The following is a 24,941-nucleotide window of genomic DNA, read 5'->3' on the forward strand; positions in this document are numbered from 1 at the left end:
AACCCGAATGGAGTTAACTCGATGGCCATAATCAAATCAGCAACCACTTACCGCCTTCAGCTTGACGGCTTACTAAAAAGCATGCTTCAGGCGTGGGTGGATTATCAGAAGGCTTATTCCACGTTGGTTGGTGGATACGGGGTCTATGACTCCAATCGCTCGATATCTGCACTCGATACTATTGAATGCGCGCTTTCAAAGTGGCTTACCACTATTTGTAAAGAGTTAAGCGAAGCGTATCAAGGTGGCACAAGTAAAGTCATTGAGCTTTCAGATTTGCCTAGCACCCTTCGAGAGTTTCCTGGTTCGTTGCGCCGAGGGATGGTAGAGAGTTATCGTAATCCCGATTTAGCCCTTTGGACGACGTTAGCCGATCAACTATTAGAGCAATACAACTTCGACCTGCTTAAGGAAAAGCTCACGGTACTAGCCGAGGGGTTGGAACAAGCCGGCCTGCAAGAGTTGGCAGATCGACTCGTGAGTAATTTCTGGCTGCGTAACCACGGCCGAGAAAACCCCATCAAGCGGACCAAGCGCCATATTGTAATAGAATCAACACTATATTCTGACTCTATCTTTGGTGGTTATAGCTACGACACTATGCAAAAACTTAGTCTTATGCTCGCGGCAATTCGCATGGCAGCAAAGGAGAGCGGTGAACACCGTTTAGTGCCGCCGTTTGAGGAATTGCTTCAAGCTGTGGAATCCGCCCCAAATCGAGAAACAATTAAGTCTGGAACAGCTTTTGGAAACAAGAGCACGATCGAAATTAAAATCTATCACGGCAAATTTAAGTGTTTCTTTAATCCAGAGGTTCTCGACTCGCTGCTGTCATTTGTCGTCATTAACCGAACACCTAATGGCGAGCTGTATAGCCTTCCGGAGGCAGCTTAATGATTATCGACAATCTTAGTGCCGCAAGCCTACGCGATTCGCTGTCGTACTTGTTGATGAAAACAGGTGAAGACTATTTACAATACTGCAAGCTTGCCAAAGAGTTAAAATCTAGCGGGGTGCGGGTCCACCAGCACAATTATGACTTTCAGTTGAGTCGTGTATTGGTTGATGTTGAGCAACATTGGCTAACCCAGTTGCTGGCCTCGCTAAGTAAAAAATACGGACATGGTTCGCGCGCAGTGCTCGCATTGGATGACTTGCCGACTGGGCTAAATAGAGCGTTCCCTTGGGGTAAGTGCGCCCCTGAGGACTTGAGAGCAGGTATTCGTTATTGGTTGGAGTTGTATAACTTCGATGGTCTTATCGATTACTTAAGGAGTGCGACCTCTCAGCTTGACCAGCAAGGCAAGGAGTTGTCCGCTCGCGACTTAGCTATGCTACTCAACCTAAGTGAAGCTCGGCAAACCTCCCGCCATTTAATTGCCAAGCAATGGCTGATGTTGAGTGGTGAGGGCTACTATCACGAACGAGCAACAAGCGACTTAAGGAACTTGTCTTGCGCACTGAATGTTGCAGCCGAAGAAATGGGTGTACCGACATTATGTGTGGCGATAACCAAGCACAGTGAGCAAGTTCAATCGATGGTAAAGCATGAATTAGGGTTGAAGACCGGTAGTGCAGGCTCGGTGATGATCACCAACCGTAAGACTTTTATAGAGTTCAAATTTGCACAAAGCCAAGCCGATGCCCTTTTAGCATTTGTGAAGCTTTACGCGCCTGATTTAGCGCAGCAGGCAGCTTAGTTAACTAACTCTAATTGCGCGAATCCTGTTCTTTGGCAAACTACTAATTAATGACTTAGGGGATACTCCCGCTTTAATTTGCAGTGAAGAACACGGTGATGTTATGAAAGGTAAAATGGTTTCATTTGTAGAGAGCAAGAACTTTGGTTTTGCTACAGGCGATGATGGCGAATCTTATTTTGTTCATGGCAGCGCTCTTTGCGATAAAACACAACGGAGCAAGCTAGGCAAAGGGGCAATCATCTCGTTTGAACCTCACCCAACACCTAAAGGTTTACGGGCGAACAATGTCCAGATTAACACTGAGTTAACCGGCCAGAAATTGGTTGAGTTTTTCACCACAAAATCAAGTGAGCCCAAACATGGCAAGGTACTGAGCCGTGAGAACTTCTCCACCAGCTTTTTTAAAGATCCCAATGTAGGCCGAAAGCGCATTATTGATTTGGCACAGAAAGCCGGAGCAAATGCCATTCTGAACTTAAATTTTGAAAAGCACACATTTAGCGAAGGAAACTACCGCTATACCATGCACGCTTTTTCTGGTCAGTTTGCAGTTGTATCGGAAACGGTACCGTTCACCAATGAATCCGACAAAATTCAGCACCAAGCCGTCATTGATAATGTTCGCAATGCGTTAAGCGGTGAAACCGCAAAACTCCAAGCGCCTGAACGTTTCGCCCGAGAAGAACAGCTAAAATCGGGGCCGGGCGGAGGTGAAGTAATGGCCGTTATTCTCGCTTTGGCGGTTGTGGGTTCGATTCTGGTAGCAATACTTAGCTAGGGGCATAACATGCACACGGTCACGATTACAGTCCACCTTAATGAAGATCAAACGCAAGCAACAATCCACAACTCAGGCCGAACTAACCCTATCGTTTGCCGCTGCCTCGGTGTAGAACGCGACGATTCCGGCATCAAAACTATCTATTTGGATTCACTTATTCATCGGTCGGCTTCTAGTATTTCATATAACAAATGGCAACCGGAGGGAGCTATAAGCACGATCTTGCGCCGCATTAATAGTTAGACCTATTTCCTCATGGCTAACTATGCCCCCAGCCATTAAGTCTCAGTGATGACGCCCTACAACAATTTCTAACTTCGTAAAGCTTCGTGTGGCCAGTTGCCCGTTCTAAGGCGCGGGGTAGATTGGTGATGTGACCAATCAATACACCGAGGCAGACAATGATCGAACAACTATCGTCAATCGTTACGGACGCTGGAGCTAGCGCCATTCACCTATCCATCCGACCAGATGGACAAGGCGGCGTTCAAGTAACTTTAAACACAGAAGGCTGTCCGTTAGCTAATACCGACGAGCAGAAGAAACAGCCGAAAGCCTTTGCGTTACGCCAAGCATTAGCTCAACCGCTAATTGTGTGTGGGCCTGTGGGCGAAATGGACGTATTTATGATTGAGGAGCTTACGAAATACGCAGATACCATCGTGCCAGCCCAACAAGCGTTCAACACGTTATCCAGCAACGGCGCAAAAGCATCAGCATCAACCAAACAGGCCGTTGAAAAATCAGGCGTAGAGCCACAAACATCACCCTCAAATGCAAATCCAGAGAGCGCCGATGTGCCCCTAGAGAGCACAGAAGCACCCTCTGACGAGCGTGAACACGATCCTGATAGTTTGTAAGGGGAATTTTGATGTCTATCGTTATCCACCAAGCCAACGAACTCGAAGTTAAATTTAAGCTCGGATCAGCTTTGCTGGCCGATCCTGCTCCGATGGCAGATTTAGCTCGCAAGGTTGAAATGCTTGCTCGCTCTTTTCCACAAGTGCGTTTTACCAACGTGTTCGAGGCAGATGCCGTTATTGAAAATGGCGTAAAAATCTACAACATCATCCTGCCGCCACCGAAGGTGAATGGCTAATACGCAGTTGCAAACGGGGCCGGTTGCGCCCCTCAACACTTGTTGTTTAATACAACTAACCAATCAAGGAGTGCCGCCAGATGCTAGATACCGTGACTCACTGGTTGAAAGATGCTCAGAGTTTTTCCGAGCAATGCGCAGCGGAAGATCAAGAACAAGCCCGTCATAATGAGCGAGCTAATCAGGAAACAACATTATGCAGCCGAACACAGACATGCCTCTCGAAGCTAGCCAAATTGTACGACCCACTCGCCCACTCTTGTTTGGAGGCCGACCAAATCCCACCTATGTAGCTGAGTTATCGAAGCCGTGGCATCGCCGCATGGAAGGTATGGAGCTTCCTGTGCCAACCCCTGATTTAGCAAAGGAGTTGAAGCTCGAAGGGTATGCTGATTTGTCCGTGCCTACCGTGGCGTTTAGCTATGAAAACAACGCTGTTATTTCCTCGTTTAGCTATTGGGAAAAATTGCTGCCGTGGGCAACTAAACATAGCTTTTTAGACGAGGCACTACTCGAAGCCTTTGTAGCTGCACCGATGGGCACCGATGATCAAGTGGAGTGCGCCCAACTGCTTTGTAATGGAATTATTGCAAACATTGGCACAAGTATTAGTGAACATAAAAGTGCTCTTTGGCAGAGCGCTCAAGTGGGACAGCTTCCGCAAAACCAGCATTTCAACGAATGGTATGAGTCCAATTTCATTCCAACTCTTTCGCTTTCCCAAGAGGGCCATTACGGTTGTCACAATGGCCAGTTAATGCTGCGTGTTGAAGGAGAGTCGTTTGTTAACGCGGCGCACCTCGAAATAAGCCAACTGCCACTACCACTGGCCAAGCTTATTTGGAAATTTGCTAAAACATTAACCTACGCCAATCGCTCAAGTTTGCTAGCAGAAGGGGCGCAAGCGTATGCTGAGTGCTGGGAGCTAACTGAATTTTTAGACTCGTTATCGCATGATGACAAGCTGTTGGCATTGACATTCGATGAAGAAGAATTAACCGATTTTTTACGCAAAAAGTACCCGACGGCTCTGTCGGAAATCCAAGAGGTACGGGGGGATGATTGGTTTCATGAGGCTTATGAAATCTTAGAGATCTTCGCCATGTCTGAGCAGTCGTTCATAACGCCCGATCATGAATTCACTGTAACTTTTGCTACCGTCAAGGCGAGTGTTGAGGCGTTGCGTGGCGAATTGGTTGGCTGGGGTCAGGCCAGCAACCCACTTGCTGGTCATTTGGTATCAATGGAAGTAGAAAAAATTATGTCGTTCTTTTTGGCGCATTACGTCGAAATTGACAGTAACGAATACTTTTCAGGTGAAGCAGCTGACCGATGGATTGGTGATAATCGTTATATTTGCTTCGGCGCTGATGGTGAGGATCGAGCGCTGGAATGGTTAGGTGCTGGCGCAATGGAGGTCTGTGAGTCTGCTGCCGACCAAGTCACTTTGAATGATGAAGAACCACTTTTAGCGTTGATGAACTGGCAGGTAGCCGATGTAGCTATGCAAGCCCTCACGTCTTCCACCTCCAACTTCTCCAATTGCGCAAATTAGGCGTCATGATCTAATAGCTCCATCAAAGAGATTTTTGGAGTTATTGAATGCACTTTTCTTCTGACAGCCGCTTTGGCACTAATGCTCCTCGTCAAGCAGCTAAGGCCCCTAAACATCCAGTACCTCTTTGGGCAATGGTATTCTACGGAACTTCTTCTGTAACCGCTGTTACCCGTCATTCCATTGAAGATGGTCGGTTGGGCATGGGTGAGTTGCTAACGCCAGATAGTGTCGTTGAAACAATCAGCTCTAGCTTTAATCGCCGCAAAGCTGCCTCCCCTGCATTGCTTCCAGAGAAAGTCCTGCATCAGTCTGACTCTCAGATTACGTGGTACACCAAGCGCCAACGTCGCAGCATGTGGTTTCGTGCCGGTAAAGGCGTAGAGAACCTTCTAGTGGAATGGCCAGCGCTAATCTGGTCTGCATCGCGCAACGGAGCGTGCTGCAAAATCATGGCGCTACCCAACAACTCTCGACCAAACGCTAACACCAAGCTCTATGTGCCGCCGTTGATGAATTTGTCGTCAAATGGCTTGTTATGTCAAGGCTCTGCTCGACTCCCAAAGCAAGTTGACATTGATACGTTAACCGAAGCAGAAAACTGTTTATTTGATAGCCAGTTCACCCATGTAAATTGCGCCGAAACTATCCGAGGTATTGGTAGCAGCAACGCCAAGCACATTAAATTTTGGCGTCACTTATCCCGCAATGGAGGTCGTGTCTATGTGCGCGATTTAACCTTCCGCTGCCGCCTCAATGAATGGATAGGAGAGCGTCTGTGAACAGTAACCATTTTATCACTCCACACAGCATGCTGACTGACACAGTAGACATTACGCTAATTGGCGCTGGCGGCACCGGAGGTGAACTATTACAACAGCTCTGGAAGATGCACCATGCACTAACTAAGTTGGGTCACGACGGTTTTAACGTAACGGTTTACGATGGCGATATTGTGACCGAAAGCAATGTTGGTCGACAGCCATTTTGGCCATGTGATTTGGCTCTCAACAAAGCTGAGGTATTGGTCAAGCGCTTTAACGCATGGGGTGGTACTGACTGGAAATTCCGGCCAGAGTACGCTGATGCTAATGCCATTGTTGGCGGCTTACGATATAAGCCCTATGAACTTCTCATTACTTGCGTTGACAAAGCATCATTTCGCGCCGAGCTGGGCGTTGCTGCGAATCAGTTCCGTGGTGATAACCTTTGGATTGACGCAGGAAATGGCGCATCTAACGGTCAGGTTATTTTAGGGCACATAGGTAGCAAAGCGGGAGTTGACCTTCGCCTCCCAAATGTCTTCGATCTATTTCCATCCCTCGCCAACATCGAAGATAACGATGAAGATAGCTGCTCGCATGAAGAAGCCTTTGCCAAGCAGGATTTTGGTATCAATGTCGATATGGCATCTGCGATAAGGGGCCTAATTTGGCAAATGCTGCGCTATGGACGACTCGAACATCACGGCGTATTTGTCGATATGCAGACTGCCGACACAACGCCCCTGAAAATCGACCCGCTAGTCTGGTCAACATTCGGTTATGGAGTGGCTTCATAACAATGGTTGGCGCAGTAAATGCCTATGCGGGGATAGGAGCGAGGGCAACGCCAGCGCCAATTCTCAATATAATGACGGAGCTTGGTCGACTGCTCGCTTATAAAGGCGTCGTTCTTCGTTCAGGAGCGGCTAATGGTGCGGATTCCGCATTTGAGAGCGGGTGTGATCAATACTGCCAGAGCGCGAATGTTGCGCCCGATCAGCAAAAACAAATCTTCTTGCCGTGGAACAACTTTAACAACCGCAATACTACAGAGTCAGGCGTGCTCCACCACGACCTAAAAACCGCTCAATTTCTGGCGCGGCGCTACCACAAGAGTTGGCGACATCTAAATGCACAAAGCCGATTGCTCATGGCTCGCAACAGTCTTCAAATTCTAGGTTGTGATTTACGCCAATACGCACGCTTTGTCATTTGCTGGACGCCGGATGGCAGTTTGACTGGCCGCGATCGGAAAAGCGGAGGAACGGGTCAAGCGTTGCGGATCGCTTACGCTTACAACATCCCAGTCTACAATCTTTACCGTGACGACCATCTTCAATTAGCTCATAACTGGCTCAAAACAACCGATTAAATGTTAATCAATTGTTGGTGTTTTGGGTAACAAATCCACAGTTACTTCACGTTTTTGATACCGTTACCGCCTCATTTAATCGTATTTGCTGTGTATACTCGTATGCTGACATTGAGCAGTAGCAGTGATCGCGGTTATGTCAGCCGCCTTCGTTCTAGCGCTACATTTAGTAACGAGGACATGTGTGAATTCCGAAGTAGCTTTTCCTTATTTTGACGTGAGCCATCTCAAGCAGACGCAAGAGCGATACATCTTGCAGAGCTACATTGATGCACTAGAGCTTAAATCAAAATGTAGTAGGCCCTCAGTAGATGTAGATTTTGGTGAGGAGATTGATGCTATTGAGAGGATGTTAGAGTGTGACGATGAAGCGCTGGGCGCAATGTATGAGTCTTACCGCAATAGCGTCCGGGGCACTGAGTTCGAGCCGATCCTTGCCGCTGCAATTGACCTGGGCTCTATTGCCCAACAACGTCTCTCCTCATTTCTGGAGCAATTCAACTCATTGCAGGTTGAAATATCACCGTTTCAAGCCGAAGACAGCCTGACCTGTGCCGCCAAACATGATGCTTCAGAGTTAATGTATGCTCGAAGTTTGGCTGCCCGAATGCTTCGTAAATGTATCAACCTAACAATCTCAGAGCGAAACCTTAAACATCGGGCTGCATTGATTATTGCAGAATTGCTCTCAGCAACACCTTCCACAATGAGCGCAGCACTGGGCTACCTTCGCTTTTCGCACGAAATTGTAGCCAACTTGCTCTCTCAAATTGCCGAGCACCTGTGCGTTACAGAACGGGTGGCGTTCTTTTCTGAAGCGTTATCAACAGGCGTAGGTCTAGCGATTGGTGAGCGTATTTACCAGCAGTTAAAGTTCCGAACGCACGCTTTACAAAATCAGCGTTCCGAAAATGACAATTTGCAGCTCATTAAAGTGCTTCACCAACATCGAGCGCAGTTGATCGACACATTAGATGAGGAAAAAGTGGCTTCGTTAATGTCGGTGAGCGAGCAAGTACTCCCCCCAGTTACGGGATGGTCAAGTGACGCATTAGTTAGTAGCCCTGCAGCGGCCGAAGTCCTTCACTTAGTCGATTTTGTGATCCCTTCAATTGGCGGTTACCAACTACTGCCCGTGGATTGGGATGATGTTTATGCTTATACAGAGGCTAGTCACTGTGAAGCGCTGATGAATCAATCGATCATCATTGCGCTACTGCGCAAATTGCAGCGGCAATTCCCTTCAGTATTTCCAATTAACACACCTTAAGCGCTGATTTTCGCCCTGTAACAATCATTGGCAGGGCGTTCAATCAACTATTATGACGCTGTCACTTCAGCAACACCGTTACCAGTGACGTTTTAATAAGATTACTACTCACCTCTTGTGTGCAGAGGGATCGCCAACCCTCTGCACCACAACCTTCTAGCAGTTGCGCAATCAATTATCCTTGATAGCTTTAACTGTGTTGGACAGCTACTCCCTATGTTCAACGTCGGTAGTTTCAATACGTTCGTTTGAGCGACATTCTTACTGAGAATGTCGCTCTTTTTTTGCTAGCAGATTAATGAAGGTAAACAGCGCTCAAACGCCGCGAGGCTAGAAGTATGTGTAACTGGCTGAGTTAGTTTGTGATCCGTTCCCAAAGTTCTCCGAGCCGACACCTAAAAGCCCAAAATAATTGAAAATACTACCAACACAAGTTCTTATGGTTTGATGGAACCATCGCCACTTGTGTTCGATTTCGCGCTGAACGCCTTCAATCCCTAGCGCGTTTTCAGGCGCCCTTTACAGGCATTATCAAACGAATAAAGATTTACATCACCAAACTACAACCTATATCGACCGCACCTCTTGTCCCTGACACAAAAAGTGGGGTACAACGCCTATAATCGACAATGCGCAGTACGAAAACTAATGACCGATCAAAGCACGTCACTCCACCAAGACAACGACCCGTTTGACCAGCAGAACTACACCAGCACAATCACCGTCGAAGGCCTTCCTTATCCAATCGAACCGATGGAACTGTTAGGCTTTCAAAGCCCTATGTCAGACAACGTACTACAAGTCCTCACTGAGCGTCTTGGAGCAAATTTAAACCGCTTAGAGCGCAGTTTATTCGACCAAATCATTGCTGAAGCACGGCGCGCGCGGGCAGGAGAAGTTCAATCCAGAAGTCGGGCGCTCTTTATGCATATGCAGCAGCAAAAAATGCAGCAAGCCAAACCGGCAGAGGAAGCGTTGAATGCAAACTCTCGGCTAACAGCCCCCCAGCGCGAGCTGGTAAAAAAATCGGCGCTATGGATCAGAACAATGACCATCGCTGAGGTAAAAGAGGTTGGAATCGACAATGTTTATCTGCGCGACCCAGTGATCAGCGATGCCGACATCGATAAATCCTCGCTTTTTGCTCGCATTAGACAAGGCCTTAAGCCATTACCGAATAAGCCACCAACCGCATTTGGCCAGCCATGGTATGACGTGATCGAGAACGACGGTGAGTTCTTAGTCAAGGTGGACATTCCTTCAAGCCTTTGTGCGTGTGGCCCTGGCCATGCCTCCGGGCAAACCATCACGATTAATCAGTGCAGTTGGCCAGTCATAGAAGTCGTTGCGGTCAGGCGAGAGTATGTCGTGAGTTGGAGTGGTACAAATCGGAGCTTCAAGCTATTTAAGTCAGATGAGATCTTACGAAACCAAGGTGGAACAGAGACAGGCTGGATTCTAAAAGCCATTTCCCCGTAAGCTGTGCCGAACGCGCTTCAGGCTATCTTCGACTGTATATTTAGGGGCGCAGGCTGACCAATGAAATAGCCTTGCAGCAAGTCAATATCGAGCAGAATCGCCATGTCTTTATCACTCTGACTCTCAATATGCTCTGCAACAGTCAAACTACCGTTTTGTCTTGCAATGCGCCCTATTGCCGCCACATAGGTCTGCCGACACTGACAATCAGCTACGCCATTCACCAAGGCGCCATCGAGCTTGATGTAGTCAAACTTGAAATTGAGCAGCGTTCCGAATGATGAATAGCCCGCTCCAAAATCATCTAGCGCAATTGCACAGCCCGTCGACTTAAGTAGGCGCATCAAATTGTGTGTTTGTGGTGAGTCGCTTAGTTGGCACGTCTCGGTGATCTCGATGATCAACTGACTTCCTACGCCGCTCTTTCGAATTACGTCAAGTACATAAGCCATTGACTCGGCATGCTCTATCGTTTGCGCGCTCATGTTACAAGCAATGCGTAATTCTGGCTCGCTACGCAGATGCTCGATAACGTGATCAAACACCCACATATCCAACAAGTGACAGTCTCCCGTTCGCTCAAGATTGCGAACCAACGAGTACCCACTCTTAAGGCCGTCTAATTCCACGACTCTAACCAAAGCTTCATAGTGAGACAGAGCGCCCGTAGCAAATTGCACGGGCTGATAAACGATATCTAACTCTTTGCCCTGGAGCACATAAGCCAACTTGGCCGAGCAAACCCACCCCTTCTCCCTAAACACTTGAGAGCCAGAAGCATCATTCATAACCGGTTGTATCGCTGTAGCCATTAAATACGCGCTCAACTTTTAACTAATATGTGCAAATATTATCCGGCGCCAGCGCTATGGGTTTTGTCGTTAAGGGCCTAAAACGCTCCCCTTTGGAGGGCACACCTTAGTTTTCTTCCTTCACTATGAGCATGACCCATAAAATAGAAGGATGTAATTCAATGACACGACGAATGATGATAGCTCTGGTGATGATCACCTTTGGAGCTATTCTATTAGTGGAAGCAATGGCGGGGATTGTGGCCGATGGTAGTACGCGCAACTTCGGCAACGTCATACTGCTTTCTCTGGGCTTCTTTGGCTTGGTGGCAGGCGTGCGAATATCTCGGGAAACGGGCTTGTTGAAGTCATTAAAAGAAGACGATAGCAAAAATGGTATCTCTCCACTACAGGCTGCGTCATTGGCAATCTGTACGTCCGTTTTTGGTTGCGTTCAGGTAGCCTACGGGTTAATCGCAGTCGGCCAGTCGGGACTTACCCCAATTGCTACAACAAAGCTCGCCATTGGCGGTATCGCAATCTTGTATGCTGTTAGAAAAATGCGACAGTCCGGCATTATCGAAAAAGATTAAGATCCAAAGAACACGAAAGCTGGCCCTTATGGGCCACTTTTTTTCAGAGACATATCATGCTTCATGATGTCGGTGAACACCTCCCCCTTGCCAAGAAATTCCTGAATAAGTCTGAGGCTCACGCCTCCGATGATAGCGCCACAGAAGACTCCAAAATAACGTTAAGCGCCCTGTGGCCAGAGCCGAAATGGCAGAGCATGCACTATGAGGGCTATGACACTGATGTCATTGTAAAGCTATATTGCATCTACCATGGACTCAACAAAAAGCCTCACTCGGCCAGCGGAATCCGATGGGCAGGAGAATCGATCACGGTCAACATGTGGCAAGACGCCTATGCTGATGCAGTACGATGGATTCGAGCTGCTTGTGAAAACACTTATGATCTGCACACGCTAAAACACTCGAAAGCAGCCTTTGACGAAGCATTCCAAGACGCTTCTAAACAAAACACCTATCGCACATATGCCGCAGGTAAGAAGACTCGCAAGAGCTTCTATCACCCGTTTCATCCACAAGGCCCAATTGCCCAACTAGAGAAACTACTGCCGCACTTGGACTTTCCGCTTAGCATCAACCCTAAGCGAATCAAGCTGTTTCCAATCAAGGTGCGCTATAAAAACCCTGAGCGAGCGGTCTATAAGCTGTGCAAAGTGAATCAAAAAAGCGTCTCATGGACAGAGGGCGATGACCAAAGCGACTATATCAATGAATTTGAAACATACGATGCAGCCGTAGAAGCGTTACTGGCACATCACGGTGAGGAATTTGCCGTCAATGTCGTAGATGAGCGCCAAGCGGTAGTTAACCCAAAAAAGTCGCTAGATGGAATTCAGGGGGTTGTCGACGATTATGAAGATGTCGAGCCGACTCGCTTGATGTCTGATTATGGCTTTCGAGGGGTTCAGTTTGGCAACTACTTATCACAGCATGAGCGCCAATCTTTCGTAAACAACTGCTTTGACTCACTACGCATACTGTCAGATCTCCTGAACATACCTAACCATTGGATAGGCGGTCGTAAATTAGGGTTAGCGTTTGGTGCGCGTGGCCATGGCGGAGCATCCGCACATTACGAACTCGATCTTCATATCATTAATCTAACTCGATTCAATGGCGCAGGGTGCATTGCGCATGAGTTGTTTCATTCCTTTGATGCCCGCATGTGCCAGCAATGGACTGGGCATGATGGGCTGTTATCAGCGTTGATCTGCAAAGGTGTAACACTCAATGTTGCACCACAACACCAAGAACGTTATCAGGCGTTTGAGCAGCTTGTTCGCGCATGCACCGACACGAGATCAGACTATGTGAAAAATGCACAGAGCCTATCCGGCCAGAAACATGGAAAAAGTTATTGGTCCGCTCCAGAAGAACTTTGTGCCAGAGCATTTGAAGCTTACGTGCAAGATAACTTGCTGCTTTTTGGAGAGCGTCAGCAGTGGTTAGCCTACCGAGCGCTGGAACAAGACTATCCCACCAATGGGAAACACCCATACCCCATTGGAATAGAACGAAAGAAGCTTAATCAATTACTTGATGAGAGCTTATCAACCATCTTTCATCAGTGCTGATATCGACATCGAGGCGCCTAAGTGGCGCGATTAAGAACCCGGCTTAGCATGAACTTAAATCAACACAAATAGTGTAAGCGCCATGCCAGTACAACTCATTGTAACCGCAGCAAAAGAAGCCAACCGCACCACTTATAGTGGCAAATTAAGTTATGCAGACCTTGTCTCAACGTTTGAACAGCTGCCCTCAGATGGCGTACCTTCAGAACTCAAACAACAGCGTGATTTAACGCCAGCCAGAGCGAATGCTATTAGCAAATACCTTTCGGAACATGACGATTATTCATTCCCTGGCGTTGTTGCCATTATTCAAGGTTTTGACTTTGAGCCCTGCAGCTTGCTGATGGCAGGCACAGAAACACAACAGTCTGGTGTAACTGTGGGCATACTGACGATACCAGACGACCAAGCCAAGTTTCTCGCTGATGGCCAAGGCCGGCTTGGCGGAATAAGTAAAGCAATCGTCCATAAATCATCGCTCGCCAATAGCTTCATTGACGTCAAAATTATTGAGTGGAGCACCATTCAAGACCACCAGCGAATATTCGTCGACTATAACCGCAACGGTAAAAAGACATCTGAAGCAATCAATCTGACTCTCGATACGCGGGAAGTAAAATCGTTATTCACTAAAGCTGTGTTGAAGTCATTTCCTGATTCACTTCGATCTCGTTTTGATATGGAAAAGACCGGTGTTAGCGGCGGTAGCAATTATCTTTGGACGATTAACCAACTGGCAGCATTTCTGGTCAATTACACCGGATTAACCCCAAAACAAATGGAGTCAACACTTGCCGACGAGGATGCTATGGCCGTTTACATCGAGCACGTAGGCCATTTCATGGAAAAAGTTCTGTTGAATCCACAAATCCAATCTGCGATTAGCGGCTCTGTTTCTGCCCAGAATGTTCGTGAGCATTATGTGTTTGGAACAGCGGTCATGCTTGAAGCCTTAGGCATGGTCGGTCATGCAGTGTCATCATATTTTATGATCAGCGGCGAGGAGCAGTGGGAACGGCTTAATGGGTTGGCAACAGTAGACTTTAAACGCGACGCCAAACACTGGCGAGGCCGCTGTGTTGGTACCGAAGGCGAAATGATTAAGAACAAGCGAGCAAAGTGCATGTCCGCGGTCCATATCATCACGTCTCTCGGCCTTCCTCTTACACAAGAGCTGGCTGACACGCTCTCGTCGGCGGCATAGTGGTGGCTCGTATGAATCCTATCGTATTTGATGCGATGCATTTGGTTTGCCCTGAGTTTCAAATTCAAATGCGTCGGCACCTGAGCAAGCAGCCGGCTGGTCAACTCGTGCACATCATAACCTCAGCGCCCAATGCCGTTCGCGACGTCAGGTTGTACGCAGCTCATTCTGGTCATCAAGTCGTTGCTATCGAGCAAACGGAAGCGCGCACTGACTTGATGTTATTGATCGGCAAATCTACCGGATAGCCGACATTCGGCCTTGAGCAAGGCGCTCGACTCTAACGAGTAGTCAATTATGTGATGTAGCCCTAAAAAAACGAGCTAAATAAAAATAATTTACGGTTTTTAGATTTTTTGACGGTGTTTTTCGGGGGGTATAGTTTGATTCTACATTTTCAATTCGAGAGAAATTTATGCCACACATCGCCCCTCCATTAGCCGGTAACCAGTATGCAGCTATTTGTCGATGCCTACTGAGTTTTGCTCAGCACCATGGTATGGCGCAGCGCCACTTTGACTTACTTAATGCAAGCAATGGCCCTGATGGTGATCGCGCAATTTACAACGCAATGATGCTCCGCGAAAACGCATTGTGTGAGGATCGCTGGGAGTTGTTGTCGAGTTCTGAAATCAACGTTCCACCACTTGATGACCTAACCCTTGCTAACTCAATCTACTCGCGTGTTGCGCATGATTTAATGTCGAGCGCCCTCCTTAACAATCAAATGAGCAGGCACGCCACGCTCTTAAGTTTGTCCGGAACGAACGCCGGCCAAAAGTTAATTTTTGAAACGCTTATCTATCGCGAAACATTCAGCATTGGCGACCAGTGGGTACCTGTTGAGTTTGAAGAAGTTTCTCTGTCTTAACCCTTGTGGAGATATATTCATGTTCGGTTTTATTAAGAAGAAAAAGTCCAATCGTCAGTCCGTTAATAAGCTATCAGAGAAAGACCGGATAGCGCTTGAAGCTGGCGAACTAATTCATGGTATCGGCAATCTAGTTTGCGATGGCAATCTGCAAGCCCCCTGGCTTGATTTAGAGTCCGGCAGTGCGCTGAGAGATATAGGACATGCCCTGAGACGCAAGCCCAGCTACTCCACTCAGCCTATGTATGTTGTAGCTGGACACAACATTTCGACGCTTGAGCACGAAGCTCTTGTTGATATTGCCTCCAGATTCATGGGCAATGCTGGCATGGTACCTATTGAAGACCTTATTGCTTACCACATCGATAAATCTGCCTAGTACTATTAAAAATATCGCCCCACCAGCACCTCTTTACTTGCCTCGCTGTCGCATTGCGCGATAGCCGAGGCGCGTTACCGTAAATCTACGACAACGTTCTAAAAATAAAGAGAGCCGCATGCCATCATTTGCCCCTGCATCATTTGCTAAGTTCTACACACAAGAGCCAGTAAACGTGATTGATGGTGACAGCGAAAAAGTAGCGGAAGATGAACGCCTCCACCGCCTGTTCCGGGTGATGGTCGATGAAATCAAAACCCTTAAGCAGAGAGGGTTCCAGTCAGTAATAGCGTGGAGTAAGGGTAAAGATTCTACGACCGTGTTGCTCGCAGAGTTACAGGCACACAGCGAGTGGTTGGCCGAAAACCCCGAAATTGCCCCATGCGATGCGCCAGTTGTCGTAACCTCTATCGACACAGGGGTTGAGAACGTATTCGTTCAAATCCATGCCCTTTACGAAGACGCTCGCCTACAACGGTATTGCAAGGATAAAGGGATAACGTTAGAGCTGCTTACAACACGCCCGCCACTGGCCGAGCGCTGGGCATCGCTATTCCTAACAGCTCACAAGCTCCCATCCGTAGGCCGCTTAAATAACGATTGTTCTGTCATCCTAAAAATTAATCAAAGCGCTCGGTTGCTCAAATCAATTAACGAGCGATTTGGCGCTGACAAGGTCGTCACCATTGTTGGTTCGCGCCACGAGGAGAGCGTGTCGAGATCCCACAGTATTCGCCGGAACAATAATGACGTCGACATTGAAGAAGTGATGGCCAATGGTAAGCCTGCAAAAGTTTTCATGCCGATTCGAGATTGGAGCTATGAAGACGTCATGGGCCTACTCAGTCGAGCTGGCACCAATCCAATGACCCGCCCTGAAGCCAGCTTTTCAATCCCAGCATATGCGGAAAACTTCCGAATCCTTCGCATTATTTACGGCGATGCAGACTCGGGTAGTTGCCCTGTGTCAGCCCATAAAATACAAGGCGCGAACAAGCAGGCAGGTTGCGGCGGCAGTCGATTTGGATGCGGTCTTTGTCTCAAAGTTCAGAAAGATAAGTCTGCCGAAAACCAGAATAAAAAGGCGCGTTACAAGCACCTTCAGCACAACCTAAAACGGGTTCGAGATTTCATTTACTTTGTCTCGCAAGACCTTCGCCATCGTACTTATCATTCTAGAGCGGTTGATTACGACACTGGTCATGTTGTCCTACAGCCTAACGTACTAAAAGCGTCAACCATCGAAAGAATCGCCCTCTACTTAATGCAGTTGACCGACGATGATAAAAAGCGCGCAGCAGAATTTAGAAAGTTAGCCGCTCAAGGCCACCAATCGCTGATGTTGGACGCCGGCTACGCAGATATCATGAGCGACCCCGAGCTTTCCATAGAAGACCGAGAAGAATTCAGATCGGTCTACGTTCAGGGGGCCCAGCGTCAACTCATCAATATTATCGGAGAAGAAGAAGCGCTTTACTTGGACGCAATGCATTCTCGCGATGGCGTCCGATTACCACCCTATCGGATGTTTGCCCTGTTTTGTCAGGTGCGGGACGGATTTCGTTTACCTTACCCGTCGGTCAATGTGGACCGAGCTCGCGTCGATGAGATCCCTGATGCTCGCATGATGCCAATTCAAGATTTGCCGCTATCTCCTCGATTTCGTCAAAGCGAATTCCTGGAGCAAGATGCGCGCACCGGCTGCTTGTCATCTCTCCAAGATTCAAGCGAAACTTATACGTTAAAGCTGCGCAGGGACGACAAGGGTACGCGCTGGTCACTCACTCACCAAGGTAGAGCGGTACCACTTCATCCTCTTATTGATGCCGATTTGGCGTCTGACAAAGCGCAAATGCTTCACGACCTTGATAACACAGGCGAAACAGAGGTTCGTCGCAACATCGCGTTACGCCACCGTAGAATCTATTCCCTACCCGCTCAAGTTAATCTCAAGGGTATCGATGCTGAGCCATACCGGCACTTCACACGCCGAAAAGCCATTCTAAAGAAAGGACAACTGACCAAAGGCCGAGCCTCTGTGAAATTTTACGGGTTTCGAGAGGAGAGTCGATTATCTCGCGCCCACCTACAGCGCCGACCATTCTGGCTACCAGATTGGTCCTCAACGGAAGCCCGCATCTTTAACGAGATAGATAATTCACGTAACGACAGCGAGCCATCATCCAGCGTGGGATACCGAATCGATCCATCAAGCCTTAGTGACTGGCTGCAATTTATGGCCCATGACGCCATCGCCATGCACGATGAATACATCGCGGCGTATCGCTCAAAGAAAGAAACCCGATTCCAATATCAAGGCGTGGATGTGTTTGAATCACTGCTCAGAACGGGGCTATTGGCCATATCTAAAGGCACCGAAGCGAGCAGCCGTCGGATTTCTGATCGCACGAGCATGTTTAATCAAATGGGCCTGTTTTTACTCAAGGATAACCACAGTATCACCAGTGCCGGCATTAGCATGGCTCAATACCGCCACATCAAAGCCGTCCAACTTCAACAGTTGCGAGCCAAAAGAAGTGCATCGCGGGCGATAGCTGTAGACCACATCAAGCAAGCGAGCACCGCGCCGAGCTTCTACGCGCAAAGCGCCCTCATGCAAGCTGTGAACGTTATCGTCAGCCACTACGGCACGATTCATCATGATTGGCTTGGCTATCAAGCCGGATTGGAAATGAAGCTGTCTGGCTTTGATGACGTGAACTTCTCAGCACGTTCCAAGGTTGCTCGCGTGTGGCTGGATAAAGTCGATGGCATGCTTGGTGATTTCGATGCCCTCGTTGGTCAGTTGTTAACAGAGCACCACCGCAAAGCACTTCAGGACGATTGGACAATCAAGCTTGAAACCTTGAACTTCATAAAACAAGTGGAGCAACAATTAGCGATAACACGGCGTAGCAACGCAGTAGCGACAAAGAAACAACTTTTTACTTGCTCAGCCCAGGTGCCCTATTACCTTGCCTTATCTCAATGGATATTAACGCAACCGGAGGAGGCGGATGAAATCGCAGGCTGGAACATGACTAAAGCCACTGACGCTATTCGTCGGGTCAGCGCTTTTCTGCAAGCTCAAACGCAGCCTGCATCATCTAAAGTTGACCAGAAAACTTCTCATGTCATGCCTCGTGCATTGGTAGGCGGCAATAACAAAGCAGCTATGGCCGCCGCATTAATCCGCAGGAGGCAGATGCGCGATTCAAAGCTTCGGGCATGATTGCTCTATCGGTTATCACGCTCACGTAGCAATGACGTTCAGTAGAGGCAAGATCAACATGCAAAACTCAACCACACAACATCATATCAACCAGTCCCAGCTGGAATTGGTTCGGGGTTTCTACGCGCATTGTTACGCTGCCTTTCATGATAACTGCCGTGCTGATTTTCAAGCATGGGCTGAACAACTCGACTCGGCTCAAATCCCATGGCCATTGCAAAATAGCATTGCCAACATCGCGCAAGACAGACGCTCCGCGGATATTTATTTGCGCACTCACCTGAAGCAACTTGATGTAATTGTCCACTGAAACAAGTCAGCCCATAGTTATCGATCGTTGGAGCAGTCCCCATGAATCACCTTCAAGTACAATTCCCTAAAACAGACTCAGTGCAAGCGGGGCACCTTGCTCTAATTGCAGGCTATTTAGCGCGATGTAGCTGCCCTAAAGCCATCTATACGCTGGACGTTGCTAATGACGTCTTGGTGATATCCCCTGCGTGTCGGACGCAGCAAGCGTTTGACCGCATGCATTGCGCCATTCGTGACATTTTGTCGATTCAATGCGAGGAGCTAGATAGCCGAGGAAGAACCTGCAGCAAGCACTATAACTGTTGCGATTGTGGCGGTGTTAATTGCGGTTGTAATGGGTGCTTTTCTTGCCAGAGCTGTCCCGATTGCAATGGAAATGATAGGGAGGAATAAACCATGTTCACTACAAAACCTTACATCGCGCCAACGAGTGTCAGTACAGAACTTGAGTTGTCTTCGCTTTCTTATGATGAGCTTGATGCTCGACTGGAATGGATCTGTTCGGCTATCAATGAGAGAGAGCGCCAGTACATTCGAGCAGCAGGTCCAATTAATGCCAACTCTACTATTGCTGGCCTAGCAAACGGTTCACTATCTGTAACAACCGAAATTGAGCGAAAAGAGACTCATGCAATACAACAACAACTAATGTCTCGCACAGGCGAGCGGATTGCAGAAGCAAGGGCTAGAAATCTTGCCCGAGTAGCTGCTCGCAATGCCAGAATCAAGCAGCGAAAACTGAATGCCGCGAAAGCGGCTTAACGGACGGAAACTAACTATGACATTTCAAACGTTTCAACCTGACCAAATCGCTTTGGTTTCAGCAATAGTTCAAGAGTTGAGCCGCCAGCAACCAGATCTGCCGGCAGAGGCTGCTCTCATGAATAAGGTGATTGAAGCTGCAAATATGATTTGCGATGAGTGTGCCAGAGAGCGGATTTACGCTAATAAGGCAATGACTCCTGCGGAGTGGTTGGCATCAGATGATGTGGGCGAGAGTTCACGTTACATGCTCGCGTGTCTCGCCAATATAGGTTGTCCACCAGATAACGGCCCCCGCCCTCTTGCTGCGAGCGATTTGGGTCGCTGCATCCGAATGCTTCGAGCTTGTGATTTGGAGAACAAAATTGAACTTATGCGTGATCGAGGTAAGCGATGGAGTGAGTTAGTTGAACACTGGAAACCGCTAGTTCGAGCATATGACGAAGAAGATTATGAGAAGGTTTCTGAACTGCTAAATCCATCAAACTAAAACCAACTATCCGGCAATTACGATGAATGCTCTCTCGGCAGGCAAGTCGAGAGAGCATTCATGACCCAACGAGCCTAAGCCCGCATATTTAATAATAAGTGTTGTCCGGTTGAGTTACTTGTGGCGATTGGCCAGACAGGTTATTCCTGACCGGCAAAACATCAACCGCCTTGTGTCCTTTGTCAGTAGGCTCCCGGATGTAACTCACCAATTCACCTTCCGCCAGCTTCACAAACTGGCTATCAGAGCATGTCACTTCCGAGTGATGCACAAAGTCTTCGTCTTCGGACGGGACAAGCTGAGCCCCCTTTAGCTCCTTAATAAAGCCAAATCCCCGTGCGTTATCGAACCATTTTACGATCCCATGCGTTCGGTTAGTCATTGCTCTACTCCTACGCGACTTTCTGGCCAGCATGGCGATCATTGTGAACCGCATCGATAGCCTCCCCCATCGACAAGCCTTGTTTACGGTATGCAGCGATGGCTTCTTTATCATCAGGATCCGTCGAGAACACCAACTGAGATCGCTTATCAACAAACAGCCTCACGATTTCCCTAGCGCTACCCAATCGGACAAACAGCTCGGAGTATTCATGCTTTTTGGTTTTCACTGACTTTAACAAGTCAAAATCAAGCGGTGAGCCATCGAAAGCCTTTTCATCTTTGAGCTTCTCGATGGTTTCCGGCTCTTGTCGCAACATGATCTTCCATGCCGAGTTGTTGACAATGGCGACGCCCGCAGCAGACTGATATGCATCAAGCATTGATTGCGTAATACAAATACCCGCAGCCCGCGTTTTCCGGAAACGACGCCAGCCCGTCTCAAGGAATTTGGCAAAAAAGTTAGATTGTCCATCACCATCACCGAGGTATTCCCAAGCTTCGTCCAAAATAAAGATTTTCTTTCTCGAAGTGCCCGACAGATACATCGCATGCTGAGCATTGTTAATGATGGCCATCAACACACACTGTTGAACGTGTGGAATAGCTTTAAGCTCCTCCAGCTCACAAACAATCAAGCGGCCGTTGAATTCAACTGGTGGCAAGTTGTCACCAAAGAAGTTCTGATAAACACCACCATCACAGAACGGTTTGAGCTGTGCCGCAATCCGCTTCATTTCTTCATGTGGGTGCGTTCGACACATATCAGCAAACATCGTGATCGTGGCGTCGTTCTTTTTGTTTTCCCAAAGCTCGGTCAACAAGTTGAGCATTTCTGAGGATTGAAAGTCATTGATGGTGCCCGACTCGGAGGCCATGGATTTGACAAGGTTGAGCACCATGTTGGCCTGCCCTTCTTTGCCGTACCAGTCGTGAATAGCTGGGAATGGGTTTAGGCTGTAGCTCATGCCTGCGCCAAACTCCAAAAATTGCGAACCCTCATACTGAGAGCAAAGACCTTCATACGAGCGACCAACATCCACAATAAAGACTTGCGCACCATCATCAATTGGTTGATTGCCGGGTGCCGATGTACCGCCTGTCTTAATGCCAGAGCCCAGATATGAAGCCACCAATTTGTTGACTAAGAATGACTTACCTGAGCCCGAGGCAGCCGAAATCACCGCATTGAAATTGCCATCGGTCTTAAACAGATCAAGCCCGAATAACTGCCCGTCACGGCCAATCAGCTCAATTACCGGCGTTGGGGTGTTGCCTTTCCATGACGCCATATGGGGCGTTAAGAAAACTAGCGAGTTGGTGGTAAAGGTGTCATAACGTTCAAAGTGCATGGATGCACTCTTGTCGATGCCAAACGGTAGTGACGACAGAAACAGTGGCGCTGAAAAGTTTCTGTCTTCTACAATATTAAACTTCTTCTTCGCGTAGTGCGCCTTCATCGTCGCTACGTTCTTTTCCGCATCCTTTCGGGTACGGGAGAACAGGGTGAACTGCAAGTATGCCCTGACCAGCTTTGCGCCTTCTTCTTCAAGCTCATGGTTAATCGCATCATAATCTTGCTTTTGGAAGCGGAGTGAGTCGACCCACTTGATCAGTGGACCATGGCTTTGGTGTGTCAGCCAATTTCGTCCTTTTTGGAATCGCTTCTTAGCTTTGATTTGGTCGGGAAACTCAATATTCAATGTGATCATGAAATTGTCGTAGATGCCGTTTTCACCTTCGCGCCAATCGCCAACCAAATCGAGCATCTGACCATACATGATATAGTCTGGGTACCGCTTCAGACTTAGCATGGTCGCCACCGCATCCGGCTCGGACTTGCCTTCTGAATAGAATTCGATGCCATCAGGCGTTTGCTTCACCATACTGCCTGGCTCCAGCAATTGCGCCCGCAACGAACGGCCGTGATTTCGCTTCACCGGCTCTGAGCGCCACGAAGCATCTTCGCTGTGATTAATGAGTATATTCATGCGATGGAGCCACATCTCATCGGTCATGCGAGCTGGAACTAGGGACACGGAGCTAAGCGCATTTTCTACTTCGTCTCTGATTTTTAACGCGATTTCCACTTCTTTGTCAGTGGGCAACTGTTTCTTAATTGGTATTTTGACGCTTACCCAGCACTCAAAGTTACGGATTTTCAGGCCGCTGCGATGAATTGGATTGCGGGTACCTTCACGCAAATATTCGATGACCGATTGCGACATCGTATCGGAGAGAGAGCCATCTTCGCCGGACATGCGCCCGCCGCGAATAGTGTCGTACCCACGAATAAATGTGTTTACATCCGGCAAAGACACAAGCGAAAACTGCATGAGAGTGTCTTTGGGCATATCGTGGTTGTATAAATTCGTTAGCGTGTTTCTAATATCTTCATTGCAGCCGGGAGTTGGTTGGCAAACAAAACTAAATCCAATGTAAGGGCCTTCGGTTACGAATATTTCCTCATGGTGAGAGTAGTCCAGCACCGGTACACATTCAGACCACTTATCATGCTTGAACAGCTGCGCCATACGTTGTTGAAAACTAGCAATCATGATATCCGTCCTTATTGGCCAGCTGTTGGCTTCGGCTCAAATTGTTTTTGGTGATGTGGTATTTGCCCAACACCTAAACCGCTCACGCCTTGCTCCCGATATTCACGGTCACGCATTTCTTGTTGTGTTTCCGTGCGGATTTCGAGAGGTACGATTCGGCTTGGGGCTGTGTTGGCAGCTTCCCCTACAATCCACGTTCGCGGTGCTAGGTCGACATAGACATAGCCCGGCATATGTAAATCGTTAGTTTCATCATGGTAGGCAGCGACCAAAATTCGCATTACTTCAGCTTCTTTTAAAACGGCTAAAGGCTCAGGGGCGATGTCATGCGGAGGCTCAGCAAAGCTAGAAAGTTGCTGGTGCTCGCTAACGGGGGCGTTTTGTCCGCCACCGTAACCAATCGCCTGCACCTTGTCATACGATGCGGGATGTTGCCGATCGGTAGAGCGCGGCACGAACCGCGTGCCTTCAGTGCTAGGTGGGGCCGAATCCGCTTTTGCCCGTTGCAGAGCAACACTGACAGCGCGTTGATAGATCGCAATATTTTCAGGAGTTGGTTCATTTAGAGCTTGCTCACTTAACGCATCAATATTGGCCTCAAGCCAATCTGGATCGTGCGTAGGGTCGTAAGTTGGTCCGCCCCGCTCAATCTTGCGCCCTTTACCTCGTGGGCCTTTCGAGCTTGAGCTTATCTCTGTCGGTGCAGAAGCTGAGTTAGTGGACTCTGCACCTGACTCCTTTCCCGCTTTAGCTTCTTCTGCAGTAAGCATCATGTCGTGAAGGTTTTCACGGTCGTTGGTCAGCTCATAGACTTCGCGAGGGCCTTTACAAAGAACGCCGCGCTCCATTCCTGGACAACCGAATTCTTCTTCGCCCATGGGGGTAATAGAGCAACCGGAAAGAGCTACTGTGGATGCTAGTGCAGCAAACACCAATGTATGTTTAATCATTATTTCTGATCCTTTTTGCGAAAGTCTTTAACTAACCACTGGTCGAAGTTTGTGGGTACGCCGAGCGCCATCAGCCCGTCTTCACGAACAATGTGTGGCACTGTTTTAATGTTCAGCATGTTGAGTGCAATAGAGCTTTTGATGAGTGCTTGAATGTTGCAGGACGATTCATCTTTTGAGGCTGGGGCATTCTTGGTGTTGTTGAGCAAGTCTGATAGTGCTGCCCCCTTATCTGGGCTACACCATAGTCGTTGGGCTTCCTCTAAGCTTCCCGGGCGCTGGGTAGGAACTAACACCACGTCGAATCGGTACTTATTCGGGGTTGCGCTCATTCGTTTGAGGAATTCCCGGCTAGATACTGATAACGGATCAATAAAGACTACGCCTAAGCGCGACTTGCTGTGATTACCAAGTTTAAGGTGTGCCATTTGCTCCACATGAATACCAATCTGGGCCAGTGGCACATGGAGCGAGTCGAGCAAATCATCAAGCGTGTTGATATAACGTTTTGTCCACGAATCCCACACCTTGCCTTGAATCGCAAAGCGCGCGTTATTCGATGTCACAAATTGAACTTCACCATCCTCGGTTTCGACTAATGCCAAACCGTTGGTCGTTGGAAAAGGCTGAAAGGTCAGTTTCGGTTGCGCATCAGCGCTTTCTTTGGGCGCCTCATCTGCATACGTCACCGGACACATCAAAAAGCTAGCTAGTAGCGCAACACCGGCAAATCTGCGCATATCTCACTCCTATTAGTTGGGTGAGACTATGGTATGGCTAGCGCTAGACACACAATGGCCTGTTATAGTGGCGTTTTGGTT

General features: G+C 48.2%; 26 protein-coding genes. 21 read left to right on the forward strand and 5 right to left on the reverse strand.

Going from position 1 to position 24,941, the window contains the following annotated elements:
• The first annotated feature begins 21 nt into the window (after positions 1 to 21).
• The 11 genes from K0504_RS09875 to K0504_RS09925 all read left to right on the forward strand — a co-directional run bounded on the left by K0504_RS09875 (position 22) and on the right by K0504_RS09925 (position 10,023).
• On the forward strand, positions 22 to 894 hold the full coding sequence (locus tag K0504_RS09875) for a hypothetical protein (protein ID WP_220104027.1): 873 nt from the start codon (positions 22 to 24) through the stop codon (positions 892 to 894).
• Entirely contained in the window at positions 894 to 1,700 is an 807-nt protein-coding gene (locus K0504_RS09880) for a hypothetical protein (RefSeq protein ID WP_220104028.1), read from the forward strand. The genes K0504_RS09875 and K0504_RS09880 overlap by 1 nt, the downstream gene beginning before the upstream one ends.
• 103 nt (positions 1,701 to 1,803) lie before the next feature.
• Entirely contained in the window at positions 1,804 to 2,481 is a 678-nt protein-coding gene (locus K0504_RS09885; protein WP_220104029.1) for a cold-shock protein, read from the forward strand.
• 404 nt (positions 2,482 to 2,885) lie between these two features.
• Complete coding sequence (locus tag K0504_RS09890) at positions 2,886 to 3,344, forward strand: hypothetical protein (RefSeq protein ID WP_220104030.1); 459 nt, start codon at positions 2,886 to 2,888, stop codon at positions 3,342 to 3,344.
• Between the two features lie 11 nt (positions 3,345 to 3,355).
• On the forward strand, positions 3,356 to 3,583 hold the full coding sequence (locus K0504_RS09895) for a hypothetical protein (RefSeq protein WP_220104031.1): 228 nt from the start codon (positions 3,356 to 3,358) through the stop codon (positions 3,581 to 3,583).
• A gap of 196 nt (positions 3,584 to 3,779) precedes the next feature.
• Positions 3,780 to 5,138, forward strand: a complete 1,359-nt coding sequence (locus tag K0504_RS09900; protein WP_220104032.1) for a hypothetical protein — start codon at positions 3,780 to 3,782, stop codon at positions 5,136 to 5,138.
• 47 nt (positions 5,139 to 5,185) lie between these two features.
• Positions 5,186 to 5,920 carry a hypothetical protein gene (locus tag K0504_RS09905; RefSeq protein ID WP_220104033.1) on the forward strand — a complete coding sequence of 245 codons (735 nt, stop codon included), beginning with the start codon at positions 5,186 to 5,188 and terminating at the stop codon, positions 5,918 to 5,920.
• A complete protein-coding gene (locus K0504_RS09910; protein ID WP_220104034.1) occupies positions 5,917 to 6,699 on the forward strand; it encodes a PRTRC system ThiF family protein in 783 nt (260 codons plus the stop codon). Before K0504_RS09905 ends, K0504_RS09910 begins: the two co-directional genes overlap by 4 nt.
• Positions 6,700 to 6,701: 2 nt before the next feature.
• Positions 6,702 to 7,274 (forward strand): hypothetical protein, encoded by a 573-nt coding sequence (locus tag K0504_RS09915; RefSeq protein WP_220104035.1) that lies wholly within the window; start codon positions 6,702 to 6,704, stop codon positions 7,272 to 7,274.
• 184 nt (positions 7,275 to 7,458) lie between these two features.
• Positions 7,459 to 8,544, forward strand: a complete 1,086-nt coding sequence (locus K0504_RS09920) for a hypothetical protein (RefSeq protein WP_220104036.1) — start codon at positions 7,459 to 7,461, stop codon at positions 8,542 to 8,544.
• A gap of 648 nt (positions 8,545 to 9,192) precedes the next feature.
• The gene (locus K0504_RS09925) at positions 9,193 to 10,023 is read left to right on the forward strand and encodes a hypothetical protein (RefSeq protein WP_220104037.1); all 831 of its coding nucleotides are present in this window, start codon (positions 9,193 to 9,195) and stop codon (positions 10,021 to 10,023) included.
• 17 nt (positions 10,024 to 10,040) lie between these two features.
• On the opposite strand, the gene K0504_RS09930 is transcribed toward K0504_RS09925, so the two are convergent.
• The gene (locus K0504_RS09930; RefSeq protein ID WP_220104038.1) at positions 10,041 to 10,835 is read right to left on the reverse strand and encodes an EAL domain-containing protein; all 795 of its coding nucleotides are present in this window, start codon (positions 10,833 to 10,835) and stop codon (positions 10,041 to 10,043) included.
• A 161-nt stretch (positions 10,836 to 10,996) separates the two neighbouring features.
• On the opposite strand from K0504_RS09930, the gene K0504_RS09935 reads away from it, so the two are divergent.
• The 10 genes from K0504_RS09935 (at position 10,997) to K0504_RS09980 (ending at position 20,231) form a co-directional block, all read left to right on the forward strand.
• Positions 10,997 to 11,407 (forward strand): hypothetical protein, encoded by a 411-nt coding sequence (locus tag K0504_RS09935; protein WP_220104039.1) that lies wholly within the window; start codon positions 10,997 to 10,999, stop codon positions 11,405 to 11,407.
• Positions 11,408 to 11,463: 56 nt separating this feature from the next.
• Complete coding sequence (locus tag K0504_RS09940; protein WP_220104040.1) at positions 11,464 to 12,981, forward strand: LPD1 domain-containing protein; 1,518 nt, start codon at positions 11,464 to 11,466, stop codon at positions 12,979 to 12,981.
• Between the two features lie 82 nt (positions 12,982 to 13,063).
• Positions 13,064 to 14,185 carry a DNA sulfur modification protein DndB gene (locus K0504_RS09945; RefSeq protein ID WP_220104041.1) on the forward strand — a complete coding sequence of 374 codons (1,122 nt, stop codon included), beginning with the start codon at positions 13,064 to 13,066 and terminating at the stop codon, positions 14,183 to 14,185.
• Between the two features lie 11 nt (positions 14,186 to 14,196).
• Positions 14,197 to 14,433: a sulfurtransferase TusA family protein gene (locus K0504_RS09950; RefSeq protein WP_220104042.1), complete on the forward strand. Its 237-nt coding sequence runs from the start codon at positions 14,197 to 14,199 to the stop codon at positions 14,431 to 14,433.
• Between the two features lie 167 nt (positions 14,434 to 14,600).
• The gene (locus tag K0504_RS09955) at positions 14,601 to 15,056 is read left to right on the forward strand and encodes a hypothetical protein (RefSeq protein ID WP_220104043.1); all 456 of its coding nucleotides are present in this window, start codon (positions 14,601 to 14,603) and stop codon (positions 15,054 to 15,056) included.
• A 19-nt stretch (positions 15,057 to 15,075) separates the two neighbouring features.
• Complete coding sequence (locus K0504_RS09960) at positions 15,076 to 15,435, forward strand: hypothetical protein (protein ID WP_220104044.1); 360 nt, start codon at positions 15,076 to 15,078, stop codon at positions 15,433 to 15,435.
• Between the two features lie 118 nt (positions 15,436 to 15,553).
• The gene (locus tag K0504_RS09965; protein WP_220104045.1) at positions 15,554 to 18,667 is read left to right on the forward strand and encodes an adenine nucleotide alpha hydrolase family protein; all 3,114 of its coding nucleotides are present in this window, start codon (positions 15,554 to 15,556) and stop codon (positions 18,665 to 18,667) included.
• A 58-nt stretch (positions 18,668 to 18,725) separates the two neighbouring features.
• Complete coding sequence (locus tag K0504_RS09970) at positions 18,726 to 18,977, forward strand: hypothetical protein (protein ID WP_220104046.1); 252 nt, start codon at positions 18,726 to 18,728, stop codon at positions 18,975 to 18,977.
• A 398-nt stretch (positions 18,978 to 19,375) separates the two neighbouring features.
• On the forward strand, positions 19,376 to 19,741 hold the full coding sequence (locus tag K0504_RS09975) for a hypothetical protein (RefSeq protein ID WP_220104047.1): 366 nt from the start codon (positions 19,376 to 19,378) through the stop codon (positions 19,739 to 19,741).
• Between the two features lie 16 nt (positions 19,742 to 19,757).
• On the forward strand, positions 19,758 to 20,231 hold the full coding sequence (locus tag K0504_RS09980) for a hypothetical protein (RefSeq protein ID WP_220104048.1): 474 nt from the start codon (positions 19,758 to 19,760) through the stop codon (positions 20,229 to 20,231).
• 88 nt (positions 20,232 to 20,319) lie between these two features.
• Here the strand turns inward: K0504_RS09980 and K0504_RS09985 are convergent, their stop codons facing one another.
• From K0504_RS09985 to K0504_RS10000, 4 genes are read right to left on the reverse strand one after another with little or no spacing between them, the layout of a single operon-like run.
• Entirely contained in the window at positions 20,320 to 20,613 is a 294-nt protein-coding gene (locus K0504_RS09985) for a cold-shock protein (protein ID WP_220104049.1), read from the reverse strand.
• A 10-nt stretch (positions 20,614 to 20,623) separates the two neighbouring features.
• Positions 20,624 to 23,170 (reverse strand): TraC family protein, encoded by a 2,547-nt coding sequence (locus K0504_RS09990; protein WP_220104050.1) that lies wholly within the window; start codon positions 23,168 to 23,170, stop codon positions 20,624 to 20,626.
• 11 nt (positions 23,171 to 23,181) lie between these two features.
• Complete coding sequence (locus K0504_RS09995) at positions 23,182 to 24,120, reverse strand: TraV family lipoprotein (RefSeq protein ID WP_220104051.1); 939 nt, start codon at positions 24,118 to 24,120, stop codon at positions 23,182 to 23,184.
• A complete protein-coding gene (locus K0504_RS10000) occupies positions 24,120 to 24,860 on the reverse strand; it encodes a thioredoxin domain-containing protein (protein ID WP_220104052.1) in 741 nt (246 codons plus the stop codon). The genes K0504_RS09995 and K0504_RS10000 overlap by 1 nt, the downstream gene beginning before the upstream one ends.
• Between the last annotated feature and the right edge of the window lie 81 nt (positions 24,861 to 24,941).

The organism is Neiella holothuriorum (assembly GCF_019457915.1).
Classification (GTDB): Bacteria; Pseudomonadota; Gammaproteobacteria; order Enterobacterales; family Neiellaceae; genus Neiella; species Neiella holothuriorum.